This window comes from Ensifer sp. MJa1 (assembly GCF_037026475.1).
GTDB lineage: Bacteria > Pseudomonadota > Alphaproteobacteria > Rhizobiales > Rhizobiaceae > Ensifer.
The window spans coordinates 1-20,494 of record NZ_JAKUMO010000044.1; the positions used below are offsets into that span (position 1 = coordinate 1).

At 59.1% G+C, this 20,494-nt stretch carries 14 protein-coding genes and 2 pseudogenes; 4 read left to right on the forward strand and 12 right to left on the reverse strand.

What is annotated here, in order from left to right; translation table 11 throughout:
- From MKZ91_RS30815 to MKZ91_RS30840, 6 genes and pseudogenes are all read right to left on the reverse strand, one after another.
- Positions 1-657, reverse strand: a pseudogene (locus MKZ91_RS30815) (hypothetical protein); the annotation flags it as partial.
- 135 nt (positions 658-792) lie between these two features.
- The gene (locus tag MKZ91_RS30820; RefSeq protein ID WP_336174810.1) at positions 793-3,138 is read right to left on the reverse strand and encodes an RTX toxin; all 2,346 of its coding nucleotides are present in this window, start codon (positions 3,136-3,138) and stop codon (positions 793-795) included.
- 266 nt (positions 3,139-3,404) lie between these two features.
- On the reverse strand, positions 3,405-4,898 hold the full coding sequence (locus MKZ91_RS30825) for an oligosaccharide flippase family protein (RefSeq protein WP_336174822.1): 1,494 nt from the start codon (positions 4,896-4,898) through the stop codon (positions 3,405-3,407).
- Between the two features lie 5 nt (positions 4,899-4,903).
- Positions 4,904-5,839 carry a sulfotransferase family protein gene (locus tag MKZ91_RS30830; RefSeq protein ID WP_336174811.1) on the reverse strand — a complete coding sequence of 312 codons (936 nt, stop codon included), beginning with the start codon at positions 5,837-5,839 and terminating at the stop codon, positions 4,904-4,906.
- Between the two features lie 62 nt (positions 5,840-5,901).
- Positions 5,902-7,206, reverse strand: a complete 1,305-nt coding sequence (locus MKZ91_RS30835; protein WP_336174812.1) for an HlyD family type I secretion periplasmic adaptor subunit — start codon at positions 7,204-7,206, stop codon at positions 5,902-5,904.
- A 29-nt stretch (positions 7,207-7,235) separates the two neighbouring features.
- On the reverse strand, positions 7,236-9,047 hold the full coding sequence (locus tag MKZ91_RS30840) for a type I secretion system permease/ATPase (RefSeq protein ID WP_442892377.1): 1,812 nt from the start codon (positions 9,045-9,047) through the stop codon (positions 7,236-7,238).
- A 597-nt stretch (positions 9,048-9,644) separates the two neighbouring features.
- Here MKZ91_RS30840 and MKZ91_RS30845 point away from each other — a divergent pair.
- Entirely contained in the window at positions 9,645-9,986 is a 342-nt protein-coding gene (locus tag MKZ91_RS30845; RefSeq protein ID WP_336174813.1) for a hypothetical protein, read from the forward strand.
- Here the strand turns inward: MKZ91_RS30845 and MKZ91_RS30850 are convergent.
- From MKZ91_RS30850 to MKZ91_RS30875, 6 genes are all read right to left on the reverse strand, one after another.
- Positions 9,923-11,257, reverse strand: coding sequence for a polysaccharide biosynthesis/export family protein (locus MKZ91_RS30850; RefSeq protein WP_336174814.1), 1,335 nt, complete (start codon positions 11,255-11,257; stop codon positions 9,923-9,925). The two genes, MKZ91_RS30845 and MKZ91_RS30850, sit on opposite strands and share 64 nt — an antisense overlap.
- Before the next feature lie 42 nt (positions 11,258-11,299).
- On the reverse strand, positions 11,300-12,580 hold the full coding sequence (locus MKZ91_RS30855) for an exopolysaccharide biosynthesis polyprenyl glycosylphosphotransferase (RefSeq protein ID WP_336174815.1): 1,281 nt from the start codon (positions 12,578-12,580) through the stop codon (positions 11,300-11,302).
- 234 nt (positions 12,581-12,814) lie between these two features.
- Positions 12,815-14,008, reverse strand: coding sequence for a glycosyltransferase (locus MKZ91_RS30860; RefSeq protein ID WP_336174816.1), 1,194 nt, complete (start codon positions 14,006-14,008; stop codon positions 12,815-12,817).
- A gap of 201 nt (positions 14,009-14,209) precedes the next feature.
- Positions 14,210-15,823, reverse strand: coding sequence for a hypothetical protein (locus MKZ91_RS30865; RefSeq protein WP_336174817.1), 1,614 nt, complete (start codon positions 15,821-15,823; stop codon positions 14,210-14,212).
- Between the two features lie 297 nt (positions 15,824-16,120).
- A complete protein-coding gene (gene nusG / locus MKZ91_RS30870) occupies positions 16,121-16,675 on the reverse strand; it encodes a transcription termination/antitermination protein NusG (protein ID WP_336174818.1) in 555 nt (184 codons plus the stop codon).
- Positions 16,676-16,818: 143 nt separating this feature from the next.
- Positions 16,819-18,906 carry a GumC family protein gene (locus tag MKZ91_RS30875; RefSeq protein WP_336174819.1) on the reverse strand — a complete coding sequence of 696 codons (2,088 nt, stop codon included), beginning with the start codon at positions 18,904-18,906 and terminating at the stop codon, positions 16,819-16,821.
- A 492-nt stretch (positions 18,907-19,398) separates the two neighbouring features.
- On the opposite strand from MKZ91_RS30875, the gene MKZ91_RS30880 reads away from it, so the two are divergent.
- The 3 genes and pseudogenes from MKZ91_RS30880 to MKZ91_RS30890 all read left to right on the forward strand — a co-directional run.
- Positions 19,399-19,845: a hypothetical protein gene (locus MKZ91_RS30880; protein ID WP_336174820.1), complete on the forward strand. Its 447-nt coding sequence runs from the start codon at positions 19,399-19,401 to the stop codon at positions 19,843-19,845.
- 205 nt (positions 19,846-20,050) lie between these two features.
- Positions 20,051-20,236 (forward strand): acetyltransferase, encoded by a 186-nt coding sequence (locus MKZ91_RS30885; RefSeq protein ID WP_336174821.1) that lies wholly within the window; start codon positions 20,051-20,053, stop codon positions 20,234-20,236.
- Positions 20,237-20,282: 46 nt separating this feature from the next.
- Positions 20,283-20,420, forward strand: a pseudogene (locus MKZ91_RS30890) (oxidoreductase); the annotation flags it as partial.
- Positions 20,421-20,494: the final 74 nt, after the last annotated feature.

The window sequence follows — 20,494 nt, forward strand, 5'->3', positions numbered from 1 at the left end:
AATCGTGCCCGTGCTCACCTCATCGACGGTGAACTGGATATAGGCGTTGGTGATGATCGCGCCCTTGGGAATGTCGACGCCGATAAAGCGGATGCCAACGGCCTGGCCAACGCCGTCATCGACGGTGAGCTCAAGATCGCTGCTGCTCAATGACATCGAGCCAGTCGACCGCTCCTCTGCGTCGTCGGCGCTTGCCGCCACCCTCGTCTCGAAGATCGAAGGAGCGGCCAGAGTGCTGGCGTTCTCACTGCTGAGTGTTGCGGCGTCGGCGCGGGCCGTGCTGGGAGCACGTTCTGATGTGGTTTCGTCGAACGAACGGAGCGTGCTCTTTGATGCGTCGCTGCCGGACGCTTGCCCGCCGGCGTCCCTGGCGGCCAAGGTATTGGTTGACGCGGCGCCGGCGTTCGATCCAGCGCCGCCCCGGTCGGGATCCAGAGATGAGTGATCGTTGCGATCGACGTTCGCGGCACTATTCCAGTTCTCGCTCATGTCCGTCATCGATCGCGGCTGCATCGCAACCGGCCGGGCGATCCCGAATCGATACTGGAAGCTGTCCTCGAAAACGTAACCGCCGGCGACGTCAAAACTCAGCGCGAACTCGATCGCAAGCAGGCTTGGGTCGTCCAGGCCAGAGGGAATGTGGGACAGTTTGGACATGCTCGACCTCCTTTCCGCAACATGCGGGTGGCAGGGGAGATTTGGAGGTGAGCGGCCTTCCTTCGCGGTGGAAAGTGAAGGCGGGCCGCTTCCTTGGTTTTCCCTGCCTTAACGGACAGCGATGCAAGTCGGCGATCAGGCAAGCAGCCAATGGTCGAGCCGGAACTCGTAGAGCTTGCCGTCGTTCTCGTTCGGATTGGAGTCGTTGTCGACACCCCGGTCGACGATGTAGAGGCTCATCTGGTTTCCATCGTCGCTGCTCGGGGCAAGCGCCAGCCCCGCCACCTTGCGGGCATTGGCGGCGGAGATGTCGAGTGTGCCCAGCTGCGTTCCGGTGGTTGACATCATCACCACCTGGGTGCGTGACTTGACGACATAGAGAAGGTCGTGAACGGGATCATACTCGACACAAGGGTCTCCGTTGGACAGCGAGCCGATCGAAAAACTCGTGACCACGTCGTCGCCGCCCGAGGACGCCACTCCGTCGAACCTGCCGTTCGCGCCCGGATTAATCGTGTAGATCCTGGCATTGCCGTCCGCGAGATAAAGGACGCCACGCTTTGTGTCGTAAGCTATGCCTTCCGGGTCGGAACTGCCGAAGTTCGATGTCCTGAACGAGGTCACGATGTCATCGGTGGTGTTGTACAGGCCGTCCGATCCCGGGTCGAGTTCGTAGATGCTCTTCGTGCCGGTGTCGTCGGAGAAATAGAGATGCTTGTTGGTCGGGTTGTAGGCAACCCCACTTGGCTCGTCTGAATAGGCTGTGGTCGTAAGCGATCTGACCAAACTGCCGTTGAGGCTCATTTCGAAGAGGTTCTTTCCCTGGAAGATCGACATCTCGTCGACTTCAGCATCGGAGATCATCAAGGTGCCGAGATGGGAAATGTAGGTGATCCCCGATGGATCGGGGCTAGCCGGCGACCATTGCGAGGTGAGAACGGTATGCATGAGCGTCACGGACGTTGGGGGACTGGGGATGCCGGTCGTCACGTTGACATTATAGTCTTGAGTGGCGGTGCTGCCGTCGGACGAGGTGGCCGTGACGGTCAGGGTGATCGTTGGTTGGGACTGCGCATTGAGCGTTCCTGTGCCCGAGCGGGTGATGATACCGCCCGCATCTATCGAGAAGCGGGTATCGTTGAGGCTGTAGCTGACGGTCGAACCGGCATCCGGGTCGGCTGCCGACGCGGTAATGCCGACCTTGGTGCCGGCGGCGGCGTTCTGGCCAATCTGGTTGGTGGCCGTGTCGGTATCGGCCGGGGTGTTGAAGGCGACCGGCTCCTGGCTGTTGAGAATGCCAAGCGTAAAGGTCTGGGTGGCTGTGCTGAGGTCGGACGATGTCGCTGTTACCGTCAGGGTGATCGACGTCTGGGTCTCGAAGTCGAGGACACCGACGCCCGAACGCGTAATGACGCCGGTCGACGCATCGATCGAAAAACGCGCATCGTCAATACTGTAGCTCACAGTGTCGCTGGCGTCGGGATCGCTGGCTGAAGCGGTGATGCCAACGACCGCCCCTACGGCGGCCAGTTCGGCGATCTGGTTGGCGGCGGAGTTGGTGTCCGCCGGGGAGTTGAAGGCAACCGGGGCGCTTGCCGTCGGAATATAGTATTCCAGGTGCAGCAGCGGCGCCGCCGCAGCGTTGCCGTCAAAGGACTTGGCGGTGCGTGTGCCGGTGGTACCGGTGATCACGAACGCGATGTCGTTCAATGCCTGCCAGCCGTCACGATCGATGATCTCCTGGATGATCGCTTTGAGGTCCGGCGTGCGTTGGCCGGCTCCAGCCTCGCCGCGTATCGTCCAGTCCGCCGGCGTCCAGCCGACCGATGCGTCGGTGGTTGGTCGCGACGAGACGTTAAACTTCACGGTGGTGAACGCGGCGGCGTCGTCCGAGTCCTGCCCGCGGATCAGTAGCGAAATGGCACCCGTGTTCACCTCATCGGCCGTGAACTGGATGTAGGCGTTGGTGATAATCGCTCCCTTCGGGATATCGATCCCGGTGAAACGAAGGCCGACCGTTTGACGCGTGCTGTCGTCGAAGCCAAGCTCCAGATCATTGACATTGCCGGTTATTGAACCGGAGGCCTTTTCCTCCGCGTCGTCGGCGGCGCCGGCGATGCGGGTTTCAATCGTCGTCGACGCGATTGCAGCAGCAAAACTCTGCATGCTCATTGTCGCTGCCGCTTCCCCGCCGTCGTCGGTCATCAGGGTTGCAGCTTCGCTGTCCGCACTCTTCCTCGCCAATCCCGCTTCTGTCTGCGCGGTGGCGTCGCCGACGCCGTCGTCTTGCGGCGGGCACCACGGATCAAGGTCGATGGGCCAGTGGTCCCAATCGCTGCTCCATTCGAAAGACACCGTTCGCAGGATACTTTGGATGAATTCCGCCAGCTCATCCGCAGTGGGGATGCCGGTCAAGTTCACAGAACCGTCATCGGCCAATCCATCGCCCGTCAGGCCATAGTCGACGTCGATGTCCGCCAAGAGCTGTTTGACGCTAGGAAACCGAGCCAAGCTAGTCATGTCGTATCTCCTTTAATCGAGGTGGCTCTCTGAGCCAGCCTTTGCTGGTACGCGTTCAATGTGGATGCACGGCCAGGGCCGCGCTCCGGGGTGAATGCCGAAGCCCGCGGCGGAAGGAGCGCCGCCGTTGCGCAGGACGGCGTCGCTCGATCAGCTCGCGGGGATAAAACTTGAACGCTGGTGTTTCGTCGGTCGGGCACGTCGCCGATGACCGGATTGCTGCCTCCTTATCCTGGTCCGCTGCGCTGCAGCCAAGCCGGCGCCAAGCCGGCGATCAGGCGAAGCATCGACTGGCCGTCACGCCCAAGGAACAACGTCGGCAGCAGCCAGCACGAGATCAGCCCCGTCACACCCGCTGCAATCGCGACATTGAGGAGAAGGATCAGCGGTGACACATCCAACAGGCGCATTTGATCCACCGTGATCCAGGCAGAGACGCCAACGACGCTTGCGAGTGCAAGCGCTGGCGCATGCGCGCCGATGAAATCGGACCACCTGATCCCGGTTACGCGCAAGCTGAGATGCGCCATCAGTAGGAAATTGGTCGCGACGGCAGCGACGACCCCTGCGGCGACGCCCGTGACACCCCAGAAGCGTCCGAGGAAGGCGCCAGTCGCGACAGCGACGACAAAGATTGCTTGCCGCCACGCCCTTGCGTAGACGACACCGGTCGCACGCGCGATGGAATCGCTAAGCTTGTAGCTTGTGCGAAACAGCATGCCGACGGCCAGAACCTGTAGGGGGGCGACGACCGCGTTCCATCGCGGGCCGAGCAGGACCAAAACGAGCTCCGGCGCCGTGATCGCGACGATGACGCTTGCTGGCAGCACCACAAGAGCACAGGCAGCTACCGCACTACGATAGGCGCGGGCGAGCCGGGCGGGCTCCTGTTGCACGAGCGCCATCGTTGGAAACAGTACTCGATCGAGAATTTGGCCGATGATGACTGCCGGTGTGGTCATGAGCTGAGACGCCAGCGAGTAGATGCCGAGCGATTCCGCCCCGAGCCAGCGCCCCACAATGAGCTTATCCACTTGGGTTGCGAGGTAGTTGCACAGTCGGGCTATGGTGAACCCGCCACCGAAATAGAGCAGCTCGCCTGCCGCACGCCGCTCCAACAGGAGCCGTTTGGGATGCGGCTGGCCGACAAGAAGCACAATCGCGCGCAGAATGTTCTGGGTCACAAGTGCACCGACAAGCGCCCAAATGCCGAAGCCTGCCAGGGCCATGAGCGGTGCTGCGACCACGAAGCCGATCGTAAAGGTGATCGCATCGACTGCTGCCAGCCACTCGAACCGAAGCGTTCGCTGGGCAACGGCTTGTGCCACCAGAGCGACACCTTGGCAAAGGAAGACAACACTTGTGGCGCGCACTACGGGTACCAGTTCCATAAGTCGCATCGCATGCGCAATCGCCGGTGCGGCCAGCCAGGCCAGCGCGGCGATCAGGAGGCTGAGTGTCAAGGACAGCGTGAAGCCGACCCGGAGGTGACGGTCGTCGAGTTCGGGCCGCTGCACGATTGCCGGCGCCACACCGAGATTTTCGAAGATGGTCGCCAGCTTGACGATGATGAGGGCGGCGGCATAAAGCCCAAACTCAGGGGGAGAAAGGAGCCGGGCGAGCACAAGGAGCGCGACAACCTCCGCCACGGCAAGGGCGCCCATGGATAATCCCGTCCAGAACATGCCGACGACACTTCGCTTTGCCAGCCCCTGTCGCATGCCGTTCACGCCCTGCTCTCACTGGGCGAGCGCGCCTCGCGCACCCCTTTAGCGGCCTTCTCGGATCGAAGTTGAGGCGGAACCTCGTAACCGTAGACGCGCATCTCGTCTTCGACCTCCGGCAGGATCGCGCGCAATTGATCGCGATCGAAACGAAGCCATTTTTCCTGGCGGGTGGGGTCGACCATCTCTCTGGCGGCATGGAGGATATCATCGCTGCAGGCAAGACCGCAGTGGTCATAGATGCGGCGCAAAGTCGTCTCGGTATCCCGCATCAGGTCCTCGTAGCGACAGGAAAGCACCCGTCCCGCTCCGAGCCGAGCCAGATCCTCTCTGGCCCGACGATTGCCGCGTGCCCACTGGCGGGCAATCACGGTCAGCTTGTCATGTTCTTTCAGATCCTGATCGATCCCTTCGTATTTCGGGCCATAGATCGGCGCATACTTTTGTCTCAGGATCTTCTTGACAAACATTTGTCGGATGAACGCACCCACATAGTGATGCAGTTGCGTTACGGGGGTGGTCGAAAGCGTTCTCCTGATGCCCTTCAGCGTTTTCGTCCGCTGCCACTTCAGTTCCATGGAACTGATGTAAGAGAACGGATTTCTGGTGATGAAGAGGAACGTCGCCTCCGGGAAAATTTCATGCACATAGGATACGCGAAGGACGTTTGACGGGGTGTTCTCCATGATCTGCCGGCCGCCGTTCTTCACTTGAAATTCAAGGAAGCGGCCGCGGATGTAGCGGATGACACTTTCCGTAGCGTCACGCTCGGTGAACACGTCACTATGCCGCCCCGGATCTGCATAGAGCCAGAGTGTTCTCGGCTCGTACCAGGTTACCACGTCGGGATGCAGGCCAATCAATTTCTGTGTGATCGTCGTACCTGACCGGTAGTTGCCAATCAGGAATATCGGGGGTCTGAGTTTGTTCGCGATCACGGCAACCCTCGTTCTCTTGAATTAACGGACTTGGGAAACGACAGTGATGGTTTGCGAGACGCTTACTGGTCCCGGAATGCCCGCATCATCTGGTCTGACAGCGGTTTCATCAGATATGAGATCATCGTCCGGTCCCCGATCGTGATGAACACTTCGGCCGGCATGCCGGGAACGAGGGGCAGGGGATTTGCCTCTGCCGGACTATCGAGCTCTGGCGTGATGCGTGCGACGTAATAGCTCTCGTTGGTACGCTGGTCGTGCGTCACGTCTGCCGCAACCATCGACACAACACCTTGGAACTCCGGTGTGATACGCTGATTGAAGGCGCTAAAGCGCAGAAGCGCGTTTTGCCCGACCAGAACCTGGTCGATGTCCTGAGGGGCAATCTTTGCCTCAATCGCCAAGACGTCGTGATCGGGAATAATCATCATGATCGGCTCGGCAGCGCCGATCACGCCGCCGATGGTGTGCACCGCCGATTGGTGGACGGTTCCGCTTGCCGGCGCGCGGATATCGATGCGCAGCAGTTGATCCCTGGCTGTCACCTCGCGTTCCTCGAACTCGGCGATCTTGGCGTCGACGTCACGCAGTTCGCTCCCGGTCTCGCTTGAGAACTCTTTATCGAGTTGCAGGATCTGGAGGAGCACCTCGGCGATCGCGCCTCGAGCCTGTGCTGTGCTGGCAATCAACTGTGCCCGCTCGCCTTCAATCCGGGTGGCGTCTCGTTCGTAGGCCGTCAACTTCGACAGCGGCGTGAGTTTCCTTTCGACAAGATCGCGAATGCCCTCGAGCTCTTGCCTGATCAGTTCGATCTCCTTGCTCTTGGCCTTTCCTTGCGCCAGGTAGCCCTCGATCTGCTTCTGGAGTTGTTCGATGCGCTCGCGAAGCCGCGCCTTGTTGCCGGATCGCTCGAGGCGACGTATCTCGAACAGCCGCCGCTCGTTGGCGACAAGTGTTGCGACTTGCGGATCGCTCGACCGTGCAAGCAATGTCGGAGCGATCTTCAACCGCTCGTCGCCGTCACGTTCGGCCTCGAGGCGTGACTTTCGGGCATAGAGCTCGTCCAGGCTCTTCGTGACGAAGGCGAGATTGGCGCGAGGCACGACGTCGCTGAGTTGCACGAGAAGATCGTCGGCTTCGACATGCGCACCGTCGCGCACTAAGATCTTGCTGATAATGCCGCCAGTCGGATGCTGGACCTTCTTGCCGTTGGATGCAACGACCACCACACCATGGGCAATGATTGCTCCCGAGATCTCCATCGTGGCAGCAAAACCGCCGACGACGCCGAAGAGCAGGGCGATGACAGTCACGCCGCCCAGCAGGTTGCGGCGAATTGAGCGTCGGTTGGCGTGGGGTGCGTGCATTCTAAGCTCGGCAATAGTCTTGGCCGCTTTCAATTCGGAAGTTTGGGCAGTGTGGCGACACGCTTGAGGCCATCATTGTTGGCTGGCTGCAACGGGACGAGTTTTGCAAGCACACGTTCGCGTGGCCCCAACATCTGCATCTGTCCTTCTTTCATCTCCAAGACCAGGTCGACGGAAGCGAGGATGTTTGGCCGATGCGTCACGATCACGACGATCCCGCGGCGAGCCTTGATCCTCTTTATGGCATCGCCAAGGGCAATCTCGCCCTCCGTGTCGAGGTTTGAATTTGGCTCGTCGAGCACGATGAGGAACGGATCGCGATAAAGGGCGCGGGCAAGGGCTATGCGCTGTCGCTGCCCGGCCGACAGTGCTGCGCCGCCTTCACCAATCTGAGTTTCGTATCCATTGGGCAGACTGACGATCAGGTCATGAACGCCTGCGGATCGGGCGGCTGCAACGACGGCATCGGCATCAGCGGCCGGCTCGAAGCGAGCGATGTTGGCCGCTACCGTTCCTGCGAAAAGCTCGACATCCTGCGGCAGGTAACCGATGTAGCGCCCGAGATACCCTTGCGGCCATTGTTCGAGTGCGGCCCCGTCCAACTTTATGCGGCCGATCGTCGGTCGCCAAGCACCGACGAGGGCACGCACGAGACTTGACTTTCCCGAGCCGCTCGCGCCGATCACGCCAAGCCCGACGCCTGCATCGAGTTGGAATTCTATGCCCTGCACGATCAGCCGTTGCGTGCCGGGTGCGCTGACGGCGACGCGATCCACCGTGAGGCTGGAGCGTGGAGCTGGAAGAGCCATCGGCGCGTCTTCTTCAGGTAGCCGTGAAAGCAACTGGCGGAGCCTTCGCCAGCTTTGGCGCGCCGAGATGAAATTGCGCCAATGTGCTATTGCGAGATCGACAGGCGCAAGAGCTCGGCCTGCGAGGATCGACCCTGCGATGATGATGCCGGCAGTCGCTTCACCATGGATCACCAGCCATGCCCCTATTCCCAGCATGGCCGACTGCAACATCAGACGCAACGCTCTGGACAGGCTGCCGAGGCCCCCAACAACATCACTGACGCGCTGCTGGTGGGCGATGTGTTCGCGGCTCGCTTCATGCCATTGTTCATGCAAGTGTCGTCGCATCCCCATGGCCGCCAGCACCTCGGCATTGCGGCGGCTGGCTTCAGCAAGAGTGTTGCGCCGAATCCCAGAGGATGTTGCAGCGCCCGCCGGCTTGCGCGTCAGCATCTCGGTCGTGATCGTCAGGACCACCAATACGATCGCGCCACCGATTGCGACTAATCCGAGGGTCGGGTGAAATCCCCAGATGATTGCAATGTAGACGGGCAGCCACGGCAGTTCGAAAAGTGCATTGGGGCCAGGACTGGCCAAGAAAGTGCGAATGCTGTCGAGGTCTCGTTGCGGCTGCAGACCGTCGCCATGTTGACCAGTGAGGAGTGGCAGACGCGCAATGGCGGAAAAGACACGCCCTGACACGGCTCCGTCCAGTTCAGCGCCGATCCGCGTCATGATGCGTCCCCGCAAGAGATCGATGACCGCCTGCCCAAGGAAGAGCGCTGCAGCTAGAATCGACAGGCCGACCAGAGTTGGCACGCTTCGGCTCGGTAGCACGCGGTCGTAGACTTGCAGCATATAAATTGCGCCGTTGAGCATAAGGATGTTGCTGACGCCACTGAAGATCGCAACGCCTGCAAGTGCGCTGCGGCAGGAACGCAGTCCGCTGGCAAGTTCCGTGCCTGCCGCGGGCCGTTGTGCAGCCGAAAGGACTGTGGGCGACGCATTGGCGACGGCGACCCGGCCCCTTCGCAGCCGCGGTACGATCATCAGCAACAAACCCAGTGCTGTGACCGCCAGCCATAGCAGCAGGCCGTGCAAAGCGACGCCCGTCAACTCGGTAAATTGATCCCGGATGACAGCGGCGCTGCGATCGATGCTCGCCAGCCAGGCGCGCCATGGAATGACGGAGAACTCGGTCCTTGCCGCCTTCCACGCGCCGCTGGCAGGCACGAACTCGTAAACGATCCGGCCGAGCGCAAGTGTAAACAGGACTGCACCGGCCACTTGCAAGGCCGTGACCGGGGTCCGGCGACCGCGCGACCGGTGTGATCGTCGCCGCGCCCCAAGCAGAAGTTGTGACGGTCTGGCCTGTGTCGTTCGACGACGAGGTGCCGCGCGCAAGTAATTTGCCAGGAAAACGACGGCCGCCCCGGAAAGGAAAGTCAGAGTTCCTGCGATATTTGCGCCGCTGAAAACCATATCTAACGCATCTCGGCCGCCCAGAAGCTCCGAAAACGACCACTGCAAGCCGAAACTTGTGCTACTGTCGCACTGCCGTCATTAATTTTGCCGATGCTCGCTGCGATATTTGCCCCTGACGCTATCTGCGGCTTCTGACGAAGGAGTGAGCATGAGGGGAGATCGATGTTAGAACTCGCGATCCTTTTGACGATCGGTTTTCTTGGAGGATGCTTCAGGCGAGTTGCCTGGATCTTCCTTGCGTCCATTCTCGTATTGTTCGTCTCACCGATTTACTTGGTTCACTACCGAGAAATCGACGGCGTGCTGGCAGTGATTTTGCTGACGTTGCTTGCCGTCATGACGGTGCAATTGGGTTCCCTGACCGGATTGCTCGTGCTTGGGCCGCGGCGCAAAGCGCGCGCATTGCCCCTTGAAACGGCCGATGGCACATCGCCTCCATCTCAGAAGGCTTTCTTATCTACATTGGCTACCGGATTCGGACGGGATGCCGCCGCCGACGAGTAGAAGTCCTTGCTCGCCACAACGGAGACTTCGATGACGTCGCCTGCATTGACAGCGGTGTTCTCGTCGGCTGCCACTTCCTGGCCGATTTTTTGCCCGCGGCGGAAGATCACGATCCTGACCGAACCCTGCAGGTCTTCAAGTGTCCGGTGCTCGCCATACTCGAAGACGAAGAGCAGCTTGTCGGACAGGTATCTCAGCTGACTTCCTAACTTGGCTAGTTGAACCTGTGTCTCTTGCGTATCTGAAATCGACTGGAACTCGTGTTCCTGATGTTTCTTGCGAAGCTCGCCCTCCATGGTGAGCAGGTCCTGCTGAAGCCTAGTCTGCTGCATCTCGAACTGAGCGAGGTCGAGGCGGTAGTTGTTGTGCGCACGTTCCAACGCCATCACGTTCGAGTTGGTAATCAGACCTTTCTGTCGCAGTGTCCGGACGGCCTCCAATTCATCGAGTTGGCTCTTGACCGTCTGTTGCCGTTCTCCCTTGGCGCCTGCCAGCAGCTCGGCTTCCTTCTTCAAACGTGCAAGTGAAGCTTGAAGGTACGATATGTCGTCGCGGAATGCAGTCAGGCGGGCCGTCAGCTGTGCCTGCTCGGTCGATATGATATCGTCAATCAAACCCTGGCCAAGTTCAGCCGGAGGATCAATCGGGACAACTATTCTGTCGACCAGCTTGCTCTCTGCGTGGAGCCGGGCAAGGCGAACCTTCAAGCGATACTCTTCGATCATCAGGTTGGCGCGTTCGCTGCGCAGATCGGCGATCTGCAGCGCCGGTACGGTTGCCCCGGCTGTTGTTGGACGGAAGCCGCCAGCGAGCGCCAGTGCGTGCCGAACGGTTATCCCCGGCTGGAAGGGGTAGGAGCCAGGGTGGGCGACTGCGCCGGATATGAAGAACGGCCGATATTGCCCAATTTCGACTTTGACATATGGGGCAAGGATCAATTTTCGTTGCTGGTACGCACGGCGTATATCCTCGGAAAGGGCGGAGGGCGTCAGGCCACGCGCCCGAACGTCTCCGAGCAGCGGCAGCGCGATGGTGCCGCGGTCATCGACCACCACCTCTAACGGATAGGCTGCCTCCCCAAAGACCAAGATGCGCACCACATCCCCGCTGTCGAGGACATAATCTTCGGCGCGGGCGAAATTCGCTGCGAGCAAGGCAACCACAACCGCAAGAATTTGCAGCAACAGATAACCGCGAACGGATTGCCGAGAGCCACGATCCTTGCCTGCGAGCGGGGCTGAGGCATAGGTCTTGTCGACAAGCGGTTTCATCGCCTCCTCCTTCGCTTAGAGCGTGACAGGTCGCGAAACACTTCAAAATGCATTGCTATGAACAAGGACCCGGATCGTCCTGAAGAGGATCTTTACATCCAACCATGGTGACCAGCTGTGGATGTATTCGATGTCGGCGGCAACGCGACTTTCGATGTCGCATCGCTTTTCAGTCGGCCCCCGATAGCCGCGGATCTGAGCGAGGCCGGTCAGGCCGGGCTTCATCGAGTGCCGATGCCAGTAATCGGGAACCACTTCCCAGTAAAGCGCGCCCTCCGCGGATGCCCCGAGGGCGTGGGGCCGGGGACCGACAAGGCTCATTTGTCCCATAAGGACGTTCCAAAGTTGAGGCAGTTCATCAAGGCTGGTTTGGCGCAGAAAATGCCCTAGCCGCGTTATCCGAGGGTCGTTTCGCTCAGTAAGATGGTTGCCGACGGCGTCTGCCAGGTCGACCCGCATGGTTCTGAACTTGATGCAGTTGAAGTATCTGTTGTTGGTTCCTATGCGTTTTTGCACGAAGAATGCTGGACCCGGCGAGTCCATGCGCACAAGTATGGTGAGAATGGCCATGAGGGGTGCGACTACGGGGGCTGCCAACAGCACGAACAACAGGTCGAAGGCGCGCTTGAAGATGCGTTTGTGCAATGTCAGCGGCCCCGTGGAAACAACCAGGGTTGGCGTAGAGTCAAAGTAACGGAGCGCCAATGGTTTGAGCCCGGCGAGACTGGGTTCGAGCAACTCCGTTTCAAATCCGAGTTCGCCGAGTAGCTTCGCCCATCTCAACTGCTCCTTCAAAGCCTTGAACGAAAGGACAATACGGTCTGCGTCCGCGACGGCCAGCGCCAGATCATTGAGAAAGTTTGGATCGGACTCGACCGGCTGCCAATCGCGCGCTCGAACGTTGATGGTCACCGCGACATCGGGCAGACGATTTGAGCGAACGCTGTGGTCGCCGAGCAGAACGACCGTCGTCTCAGTTTGATCCTCTCGGCGCCGCAACCCCGCCGCTATGCTCCAATGAACAACAATAAGGCCGACGGCTGCAAGGCCAAGGAAGAGAACCGTCTCTTGGGTCAGAAAGTTGCCTGTAGCATTGAAGGCATGTGCAGCTAGCAGCGAGAAGCCGGTCGCTGCTACGAGCGAGACTAGGCTCTTTTGGATGGAGGTCGCGACTGTACGCAGGACCGGCAAATGATAAGTGCCAAGCCCCCAGGCTGCGACCAGGTAGGTGGGCAAAACGACGAAAGCGAGCTTAGGATCCCGGTCGAGACCAAACGGTTCCAGGCTGGCAGCGTCGGCCGCGATTGCTGCCGCAACGATCATGCATAGGTCACTGAGCATTGCGAGCGAGCACAACACGCAGCGACGCACGTATCGATTCTTGATTTGCTCCGTCTGGAGCGAAATTGGCCTGTGCCATGTACGAGTGGGTTCGAGGGGTATTTGAGTCACGATGTATCTCCCAGTGGAAACGGGACGAGCCTATCGCCTTTGAAAGAAGAAAGTGGATGCTGCCCTTGGCAGCGCTGACTGCGCAAAGCGCAAAGTCGGTCTATGCTAGTGCCATTGCGATTGATGAACCTGCGCCTTGGAAGGCGCGGTCGACGGTAGCGTCGCAAGAACGGATTGGTAGACCGTCTCGACGCTATCACACATCGCATCGATCCCCCAGGATGTGAGGTCGGTGTGTCTTGCTCCCTCGGCAAAATGGGCGCGAAGCGGCTCGTACTCAAGGACATCACCAACAGCTGCAGCGGCAGCGTTCACGTCTCCCGCTGGCGTCACGATGCCGTTGATACCATGCTTGACGACTTCCCCAAGCCCCGGCAGATCCGACACGACGCAGGGTCGGCCTCCGGCAAGATATTGCATGACCACGCGTGGCAGCCCTTCGCGCATCGACGTCAGGACGCAAACGTCGGCCAGGCTGATCAGCTTTTCTGGCTCAGAATGATATCCGATCAGGTGGATATGTCGGCCCACCGGCGAACGTGCGATGGCGGCTTCGATCTCTGCCCGCGCCGGGCCCTCTCCAGCAAGTATCAACTGCACCTCTGGAACGCGTTCGACAACCTGGGGGAATGCTTCAATGAACTCGATATGACGCTTCCTGGGCTCGAGCGCCGCCAACATCAACACCACCGGCGGCTTGCTTTCGCCGGGCGCCATGCCGAGAAGTTGGGGGGTTTCCTTTGGCCACTTGGCTTGAGAGAAGCGTGTCAGGTCGAAACCCGAATGAACGACGTAGTGCTGTGTAGGGCTGCCGATATGGTGGTGGAGGCAGATATCGCGCATCGATTGGCTGACATCGATAAAGGCGCGCGTGTACTTGGCTGTCAAGCGCTCGGCTGCCAGGAATGTCCGTTTTTGAACTTTGCTGACCTGCACGAAAGGTAGGATGTGAACGCCGTGGATAATGCCTGGAACACGTGCCTGCCTAGCGGCCAGACGACCTATGATGCCAGCCTTGCTCTGATGAGTGTGAACGATGTCTGGTTGCCAGTCGCGCAAGAGCCTCCAGAGCTGGGTCAGGGCCATCACATCTTTGGAAGGGGATATCGGATGGACAAGCGCGTCAAGGGCGACAACGCGCATGGTTTTGGCGGCGGTGGCCTGCAAGCTCGGATCGAACTCGTTGCCATGTACCAGCAAGACTTCATGGCCGTGTTTGACCTGAGCATGGCAGCAGGCCAAGGTATTCTCCTCCGAGCCTGCGCGATACAGGCGGGTCAACACGTGAACGATCCTCATTTGCGTTGATCTCCGTGACTTCGATGACAGCCGCGCAGCCCTTTCGCAGCTTAGCCAATAGCTGGGAGGGGCAGCATTTCCCATGGGCGCTTGCGCCCCTGAGCCGGCACGCTGCAAGGGATACGGGCGTAGTCTGCCTGTGGCGGCTGATGTGTCGTGCGCTTTGGAACTGCTGCGGCTTTTGCGCTGAAGCGTCGCGCCCTACAGCAACAACCAGATCTGCTTGAAGAGATTTCGGTTGATGGTTTCGGTATCGGCGCTTGCGTCCACGACCCTGATGTGTTCGTCGCGTGCTCGAAGCTCTGCCATCAGCGACATTCGCGCCTCAAACCCCTCCTTGCTGATCTCGCCTGGTTTCCGGCTCTGCGAGACAGCGAAATCGGATACGAGGTGAAGGGTCAGGTCCGGCTTGCATTCGGCCATCTTGCGATAGAGCCATTCTTCGAACCTGGCGAGCGCCGCCAATCCGGGAATGGCAGGCAAGTTCGATGGGATCATCGGTCCGTCCAGGTACCCCTTGCGAAGCGTCTGCGGCCACCGGTCGCAAACAACGATCAGGCCACGTGCCGCCCATCGGTGCGCACGTTTGACGACGAAATATCTTTCGATTGCTATGAGGATACCCCATAGGGCCAAACCAGATGCCATCACTTTGCTCTTCGCGCCGCCGCTTTGTGCTTTGCGCTCGTGTCGGATCAACGCCTTGAACTGGCCTTTGCGGGGTGCAAGCAGTTTCTGTAGACCCTTGCGAAGCCACCAGCCATTGCCTTCTCCGGTGCCGACATAAACCTGTTCGCAGCCAAATTTCCAGGCAAAGACCTTTTTCAGCAAAGCTGTCTGGGTCGTCTTGCCAAGTCCATCCGGGGCAACGAGAGCCACGACCAGCCCTCCTGCCGAGGCACGTCTCTTTGATGGCACGCCGCCCGGTAGAAGCTGCTCCAACACTCTCAGCAACAAATAGGACACTTTGCGGATCAGATGGACCGTTGCATCCGTCAATGCACTGCCGCTAGAAAATCCGCACCGGTGTCGGATTGAGCGACGCAGCCGTGCGAGGTCACCACGGTGAACCTCGATGCCATCCACGCCCGGCCGAATTCTGCAGCTTATCCTGCTGTTGCGGCCGCCATCGAACTGGATGACGCTTTCACCCTGCATTGAGGAGGGAAGGCGCGCGATATCATCCTGCCAGTTGCCGGGTATAGCAACCCATCGTGTCCATGGCCATGCCCACAGACGAAACGCGAAACGGCCAAGCGCCAATCGAATTTCGTCCATGGATGAGACGACAGGAATGGATATTCCGTCGAAGGACAAGCGCTCCCACTGCGAGATGCTCCCGTAGTCGAATGCCAGATAGCGTTTGCGAAACTCCCAGCCGACGCGGATACCGACATGAAGGTCGATATGCAGATAGGCGCTGCTAGAAAAATCAGGAATGAACCAGTCTTCCCGTCCGTCGCAAACATTGTCGTAGCAGGAGAGGCTCACGCTACGCAGACCGTGCAGCCGCGCCATGATCGCGCAAAAGGCTCGATAATCTTGCCTGTCGAGAAGCATGTCGATGTCGTCACGCCCAGCGAGGGCTTGTGGCAGGGTTCCCAGATCTTGAACAATGCCATAGCGGATGTTCGCCGCATCCAAAGCGGTAAACAGCTCTGCCGCTGTCGCCAACTGGGGTTGGGGCAGCGGCAACAGGTAATCGGTCTGGTCGTGCTTCAGCGATACCGACTGACGCCGACCGCTTGCCGCTGAAGGTGCTGCGTCCTTTGCGACGGCGTTTCCTGGCCAAGAGGACATGGGTTGCGACTTCATGGGCGCCGCCTGAGCAGTTCACGGTTTCTAGTCGGATGGATATAGGGGTCGATGTGAATCTAAGATGAAAGTCGGCCCTGGTGGCGCAGGACGACGACAGCGTATTCCAGATCAACTCTCGGGAGTGCCGGCCAAGATACACCAGCGTGCAGTCGTCATTCGTTTGAGCCTGCTCTGTGCTTACGCAATTCTGCGCAAGCTGCCGCACCGAGGGTGACTCGGCCTGTCTCTTTGCTACGAAAATCTATGCGGTAAATATGAATAGAAGGGGAACTTTAAATATAAAGTTCCTTCGTGTCAGTCTAATACCAAGCATTTGTCTCTGTCTATATAAATCGGCACGGCACGGTTCATAATGTACATTAGGACACGGACAGCTCCAGAGCGACAGACATATTCAAGCGTGCCTAGTTGATCCATGAATGGACCGATTGAAACCTTTATCGTCTTTCCGGCTTGAAATATATTGTTTGGGTGTAGGAACCCCTCTTCGTCGGTGGCCAAGATCAGAGACTCAACGACGCCATAGGGGACGGGTATCGGTTTGCGATCGCTCATCACGAGCTTGCGTACTCCGACAGTCGAATTGATCGGCGACCATCTCTGCCGGTGAATATCCAGCGAGACGAAAAGATAGCCATCGAAATAGGCGGCGCATTGGGTTGTTATCCTGCGCGCATGACGAACGGTTCGGCGCCTTTTTGGCAGATAGGTTCGGAAATTTTGTAGGGACAGGTGCCTTTCGGCCAGGTTCTCGCAGTGTTGGTGTGTCTGCACGACGTACCAGCGTTCTAGTTGACCATCGTGCGGTTGCCCTGAAAAGGAACCATTGTGTGCGTCTTCCGTCAGCATCTCTCCACCTCAACTTGTAAATATTATTGAATAGAGCGAAATGACTTTGATAAATTTGTCGTTGTCTCCGTATCTGTAGTTTTGATGCGCGTCTTCTTGGAAAATCGAATTTATATTTTATAGAGAAGCCGTTGTTTTACCTTTCAGTTCAAATAGCGGCCGTCATATCCACCGCCGTCGAGAGACGCATAGCGGCCGTATTTGGGTAGTTTCGGGCCTTCGACCATCGTCAGAGCAATTCCGGCGATCTTGGATTGGTCGCCCAGGTATCGAATGCCCTCTGTGACGGCTTCGCGAGACGTGTCTCGCCACTTGACGACGAACACCACTTTGTCAGCATGCCCGGCAAGGATGGAGGCATCTGCCACCGGGCCGACCGGCGGAGCATCTATGATCACCGTGTCATAGGTCCGCCGGAACTCGTCGAGGACCGACCGCATCCGTATGGAGGCGAGAAGGGCAGGTGGGTTCATCGTTTTCGCGCCGGCAGGTAGAACGTGAATACCGGAGCGTTCATCCAGGTGGATCGCCTTGGCCGGATCGATGGGCAACGTCAAGAGATCGACTAGGCCGATACTCTCCGTCATACCGAAGAAGGCAGTGGTGGCTGAAACCCTGAGGTCGGCATCGATCACCAGCGCGCGTTCGCCGTCTGCGGCAGCTGAGTAAGCAAGGCTTAGTGCCAGGGTCGTCTTGCCTTCGCCAGGCATCGCTGAGGTTACGAGCGTGATAGATCGTGCATGGTCGACCTCGGGCATGCCGCCAAGACCCAGGCGCAATCGTCGAATGGCCTCGCTGTAGCGCGACAGGGGACGATGCTCCAGATACGCCACCGGCTGCACCCTGGACTTCGTCTTCGACCATTCCGTCATGCGCGGCAGGGAGGCAAGAACCGGTACCGACAAGGCTTCCTCCACTTGGCGCCTTGCCATAAAGCCGGACGAAAACAGCTCGCGCACAAGTGCCCCGGCGCCCCCAAGGACGGTGCCCAAGACCAAACCAACGGCCGCAAACAGCGCCTTGTTCGGAAAACTCGGCGCGAGCGGGACGCCGGCGTGCGTAATGACCCTCACACCGCTGCTGAGCAGTGTTGATTTTTCCTCAGCGATCTTGGCGCGCGACAGGAACGTCTGGAAGAGTTCCTTGTTTGCTGCCGCGATCCGCTCCAGGTCGCGCAGCTGTACGCCGACCTGGTCTTCAACCGCCGACTGTCCTGAAACAGACGTCAGCGCTCGAGACAGAGCCGCTTCCCGCGCTTCGGCCGCTTCCACCTCGTTTCTGAGGTTACCAATGAGCCGTTGTATCTCGGCAGAAATCTGCTGGTCGATGTCGCGGCGCTCGGCCTGGATGGCCATCACGTCGGGATGCTGTTCGCCGTAGCGTAACCGCAAGTCTGCTTCCTTGCGTGTCACCACGCCCGCCTGCGCGCGCAACGCGCTGACGACGTCTGACTGCAGCACGTCGGGTAAGGTCTGGACATCGCCGCCCGAGCGAAGCACCTTTTGTGCCTGCTCGAACTTCGAGCGCTTCGTTGCCAGTTCTGCGCGTGCGTTGATGAGGGCGATGTTCAATTCGGACAATTGCTGTCCTGTTAGGCTGCCCGACTGTGTTGCGAGGAGATTGTGCTCCGCACGGAACCTTTGGACAGCATTCTCCGAACGGCTGAGCTCTTCGCGCAGAATTCCTGCTCTTTCACTCAACCATGTGGAAGCCTTCTTGGCGCCAGCATAGCGTGACTCGATACGGTCCTGCACATAGACCTCAGCAAGTGCATTGGCGAGACGAGCAGCCTGTTCGGGATCATGGGAGGTTACGGAAAGCTCGATAACATCTGCAAGCCCGACCCGAGACACTTCAAGAGCACTCGCAAGCCATGCCAACGCCTCGGCATCGAGGTTTTCGTCCGCCAGATCTTCGCTTTCGACCACCTTTTGAAGCAGCGAAACAGACGTCAAGACGGCGATTTCGCTTTCAATGAATGTGGAGTTGTCGCGTAGTTCAGGCCCGGCGTCCTGAGACAGGATATAGTCCTTGGGAGCATCGAGCAGTATTCTGGAAAACGCTGTATAGGATGGCGTGATGGCGAGCGAAGCTGCGATGAAGATCCCCAGAGTGACGGCGGCTGTGCACGATATGAACTTCCAGCGCCGGCGAAGAAAGTCGATAATCTCCCTCACGTCGAGCAGCGCCGGTTCCGGTGCCACAGTCACACGGTCGCTCGAGCCCTGCATTTTCAAATCCCTTCAAATATCCGCAACGATACGTTCCGCCCGTGCTGCACCGGCGGAAGGGTCTGCAGTAAACTTGCATTGGGGGGTCAACGGTCAGCCGCACCTGCACGCAACTCGTTGCGTGTCCAAGTCATCCCGCTCCGCCGTCGACCGATTAAACTCCCCGGCCACCTGAAAAAACATATCAGGTTCGCTGATATCCGTGCCATCAGCACTAGTGCGTAGCGAAATGATGCAATGGATGAGGCGGCCAGAAGACTTTCGGCCGATCGCAACGCCAAAAGGCTAATGGCGCATACCGCTATTGTGGTAAGGCAGGATGTGGCCGCTGGGTGCCAGCCTAGGAAAATCCGCCGACGATGCAAAGGTGCCGCGGCCTGCCGAGGCAAGCTTGCGTATCGGAGTAATAGACATCTTTTGTGAAGCTTTGATGATAGCCTTAGTAGACACCGATGGGCTCCGGTTGAGTTGCTGGTTGATCAGGCGCTAAACTTGAGCGGTTTCAGCGAGCTGTGGTTAGCCATGGACACCCTCATCGAATTCGTTTCGCAGTCTATTTTGGTCGATTCCGGTGCCGCTATGGTCTTGCTGGCGACCCTGCCGGCAGTGCTTTTCCTTAAGGGTGACCGCACTCTGCGTTGCAGCGCAGTTGCAATGTTTGCAGGCGCTGTCGCGTTGATTCTGCTCGGTGTCGAAGGTGTTATCGGAGCAGTTGTCATAGTAACAGCCGAGGTTCTCGTGGTTTCGGCACTGATGCTCGCAATGCGCAAGAGGCAGGCGCAGCTGGAAGCGAGCCTCGATGCGGCAAGGGCGGCCATCCGGGCCTTGGAAATCACCGAAGAACGGCGCCAGGTCTTTAGTGCTAGAGCAGCGACCGAGTACACGTCTTCCAATCTCAACCAGCAGGAGCCTGTAAGTCAGCCATTCAATACGGACTGAGCGAGGTGGATGCTTCGTCGCGAATGTTCGTCGTGGGTGAGGGAGGCAGTGTCACCGCCCACTACGCGCTCGCCTCCGGTGCGGTCAGCCAGCCGGAAGCGCCGGGCCGTTTTCCGCGCAACATACCAGACCAGTTCCGCTTGCAGTGCTTGGTCGCCTCGCCATTTATGGGGCTTATCAGGGGCGAGGCATGGCCAGAGCGTAAGTGCGCGACGCAGGCTCGCGGCTGCTTAACGCCGCGGAAATTCTGGGCATCCGCGGCGTGCTGGTGCTTGCAATATCCAATGGCGCGCGGATCCCCTATGAGGCGGTCGGCTTCCTATCTTCGCCATTGGACCCCATGATGCTGATGGTAGGGTTGCATGATCTCGAAAGCGCTCTGAACTTCTAACCGTAGCTTGGGAACAAATTTGGTTCTGTGTTGTCACCGCGTGACCGATTCCGTTGGTGGCAAGACGCTTGCAAACATTCTGAGCCAGACGGCCTACCGGGGTGTCGTAACCAATTGTGGTTTCGTGGGTGGAAGAGATCTTCCCGCCTCCGTGCTTGCCTTCATCCTCCGCAATGTAACCCTAGGGTCAGGACTTCGGTAACGGGGCCGTCTGAGTCAAGTAAAGCAAGTCGACCGCAGTAGCGCAGTCATGCTGCC

Bases quoted from the DNA above. Each gene is read 5' to 3' on its own strand.
- MKZ91_RS30825 (WP_336174822.1), bottom strand. From the start codon at position 4,898: ATGCGACAGGGGCTGGCAAAGCGAAGTGTCGTCGGCATGTTCTGGACG.
- MKZ91_RS30835 (WP_336174812.1), bottom strand. From the start codon at position 7,206: ATGCACGCACCCCACGCCAACCGACGCTCAATTCGCCGCAACCTGCTG.
- MKZ91_RS30840 (WP_442892377.1), bottom strand. From the start codon at position 9,047: ATGATCGTACCGCGGCTGCGAAGGGGCCGGGTCGCCGTCGCCAATGCG.
- MKZ91_RS30845 (WP_336174813.1), top strand. From the start codon at position 9,645: ATGTTAGAACTCGCGATCCTTTTGACGATCGGTTTTCTTGGAGGATGC.
- MKZ91_RS30850 (WP_336174814.1), bottom strand. From the start codon at position 11,257: ATGAAACCGCTTGTCGACAAGACCTATGCCTCAGCCCCGCTCGCAGGC.
- MKZ91_RS30855 (WP_336174815.1), bottom strand. From the start codon at position 12,580: ATGATCGTTGCGGCAGCAATCGCGGCCGACGCTGCCAGCCTGGAACCG.
- MKZ91_RS30860 (WP_336174816.1), bottom strand. From the start codon at position 14,008: ATGAGGATCGTTCACGTGTTGACCCGCCTGTATCGCGCAGGCTCGGAG.
- MKZ91_RS30865 (WP_336174817.1), bottom strand. From the start codon at position 15,823: ATGAAGTCGCAACCCATGTCCTCTTGGCCAGGAAACGCCGTCGCAAAG.
- nusG (WP_336174818.1), bottom strand. From the start codon at position 16,675: ATGCTGACGGAAGACGCACACAATGGTTCCTTTTCAGGGCAACCGCAC.
- MKZ91_RS30875 (WP_336174819.1), bottom strand. From the start codon at position 18,906: ATGCAGGGCTCGAGCGACCGTGTGACTGTGGCACCGGAACCGGCGCTG.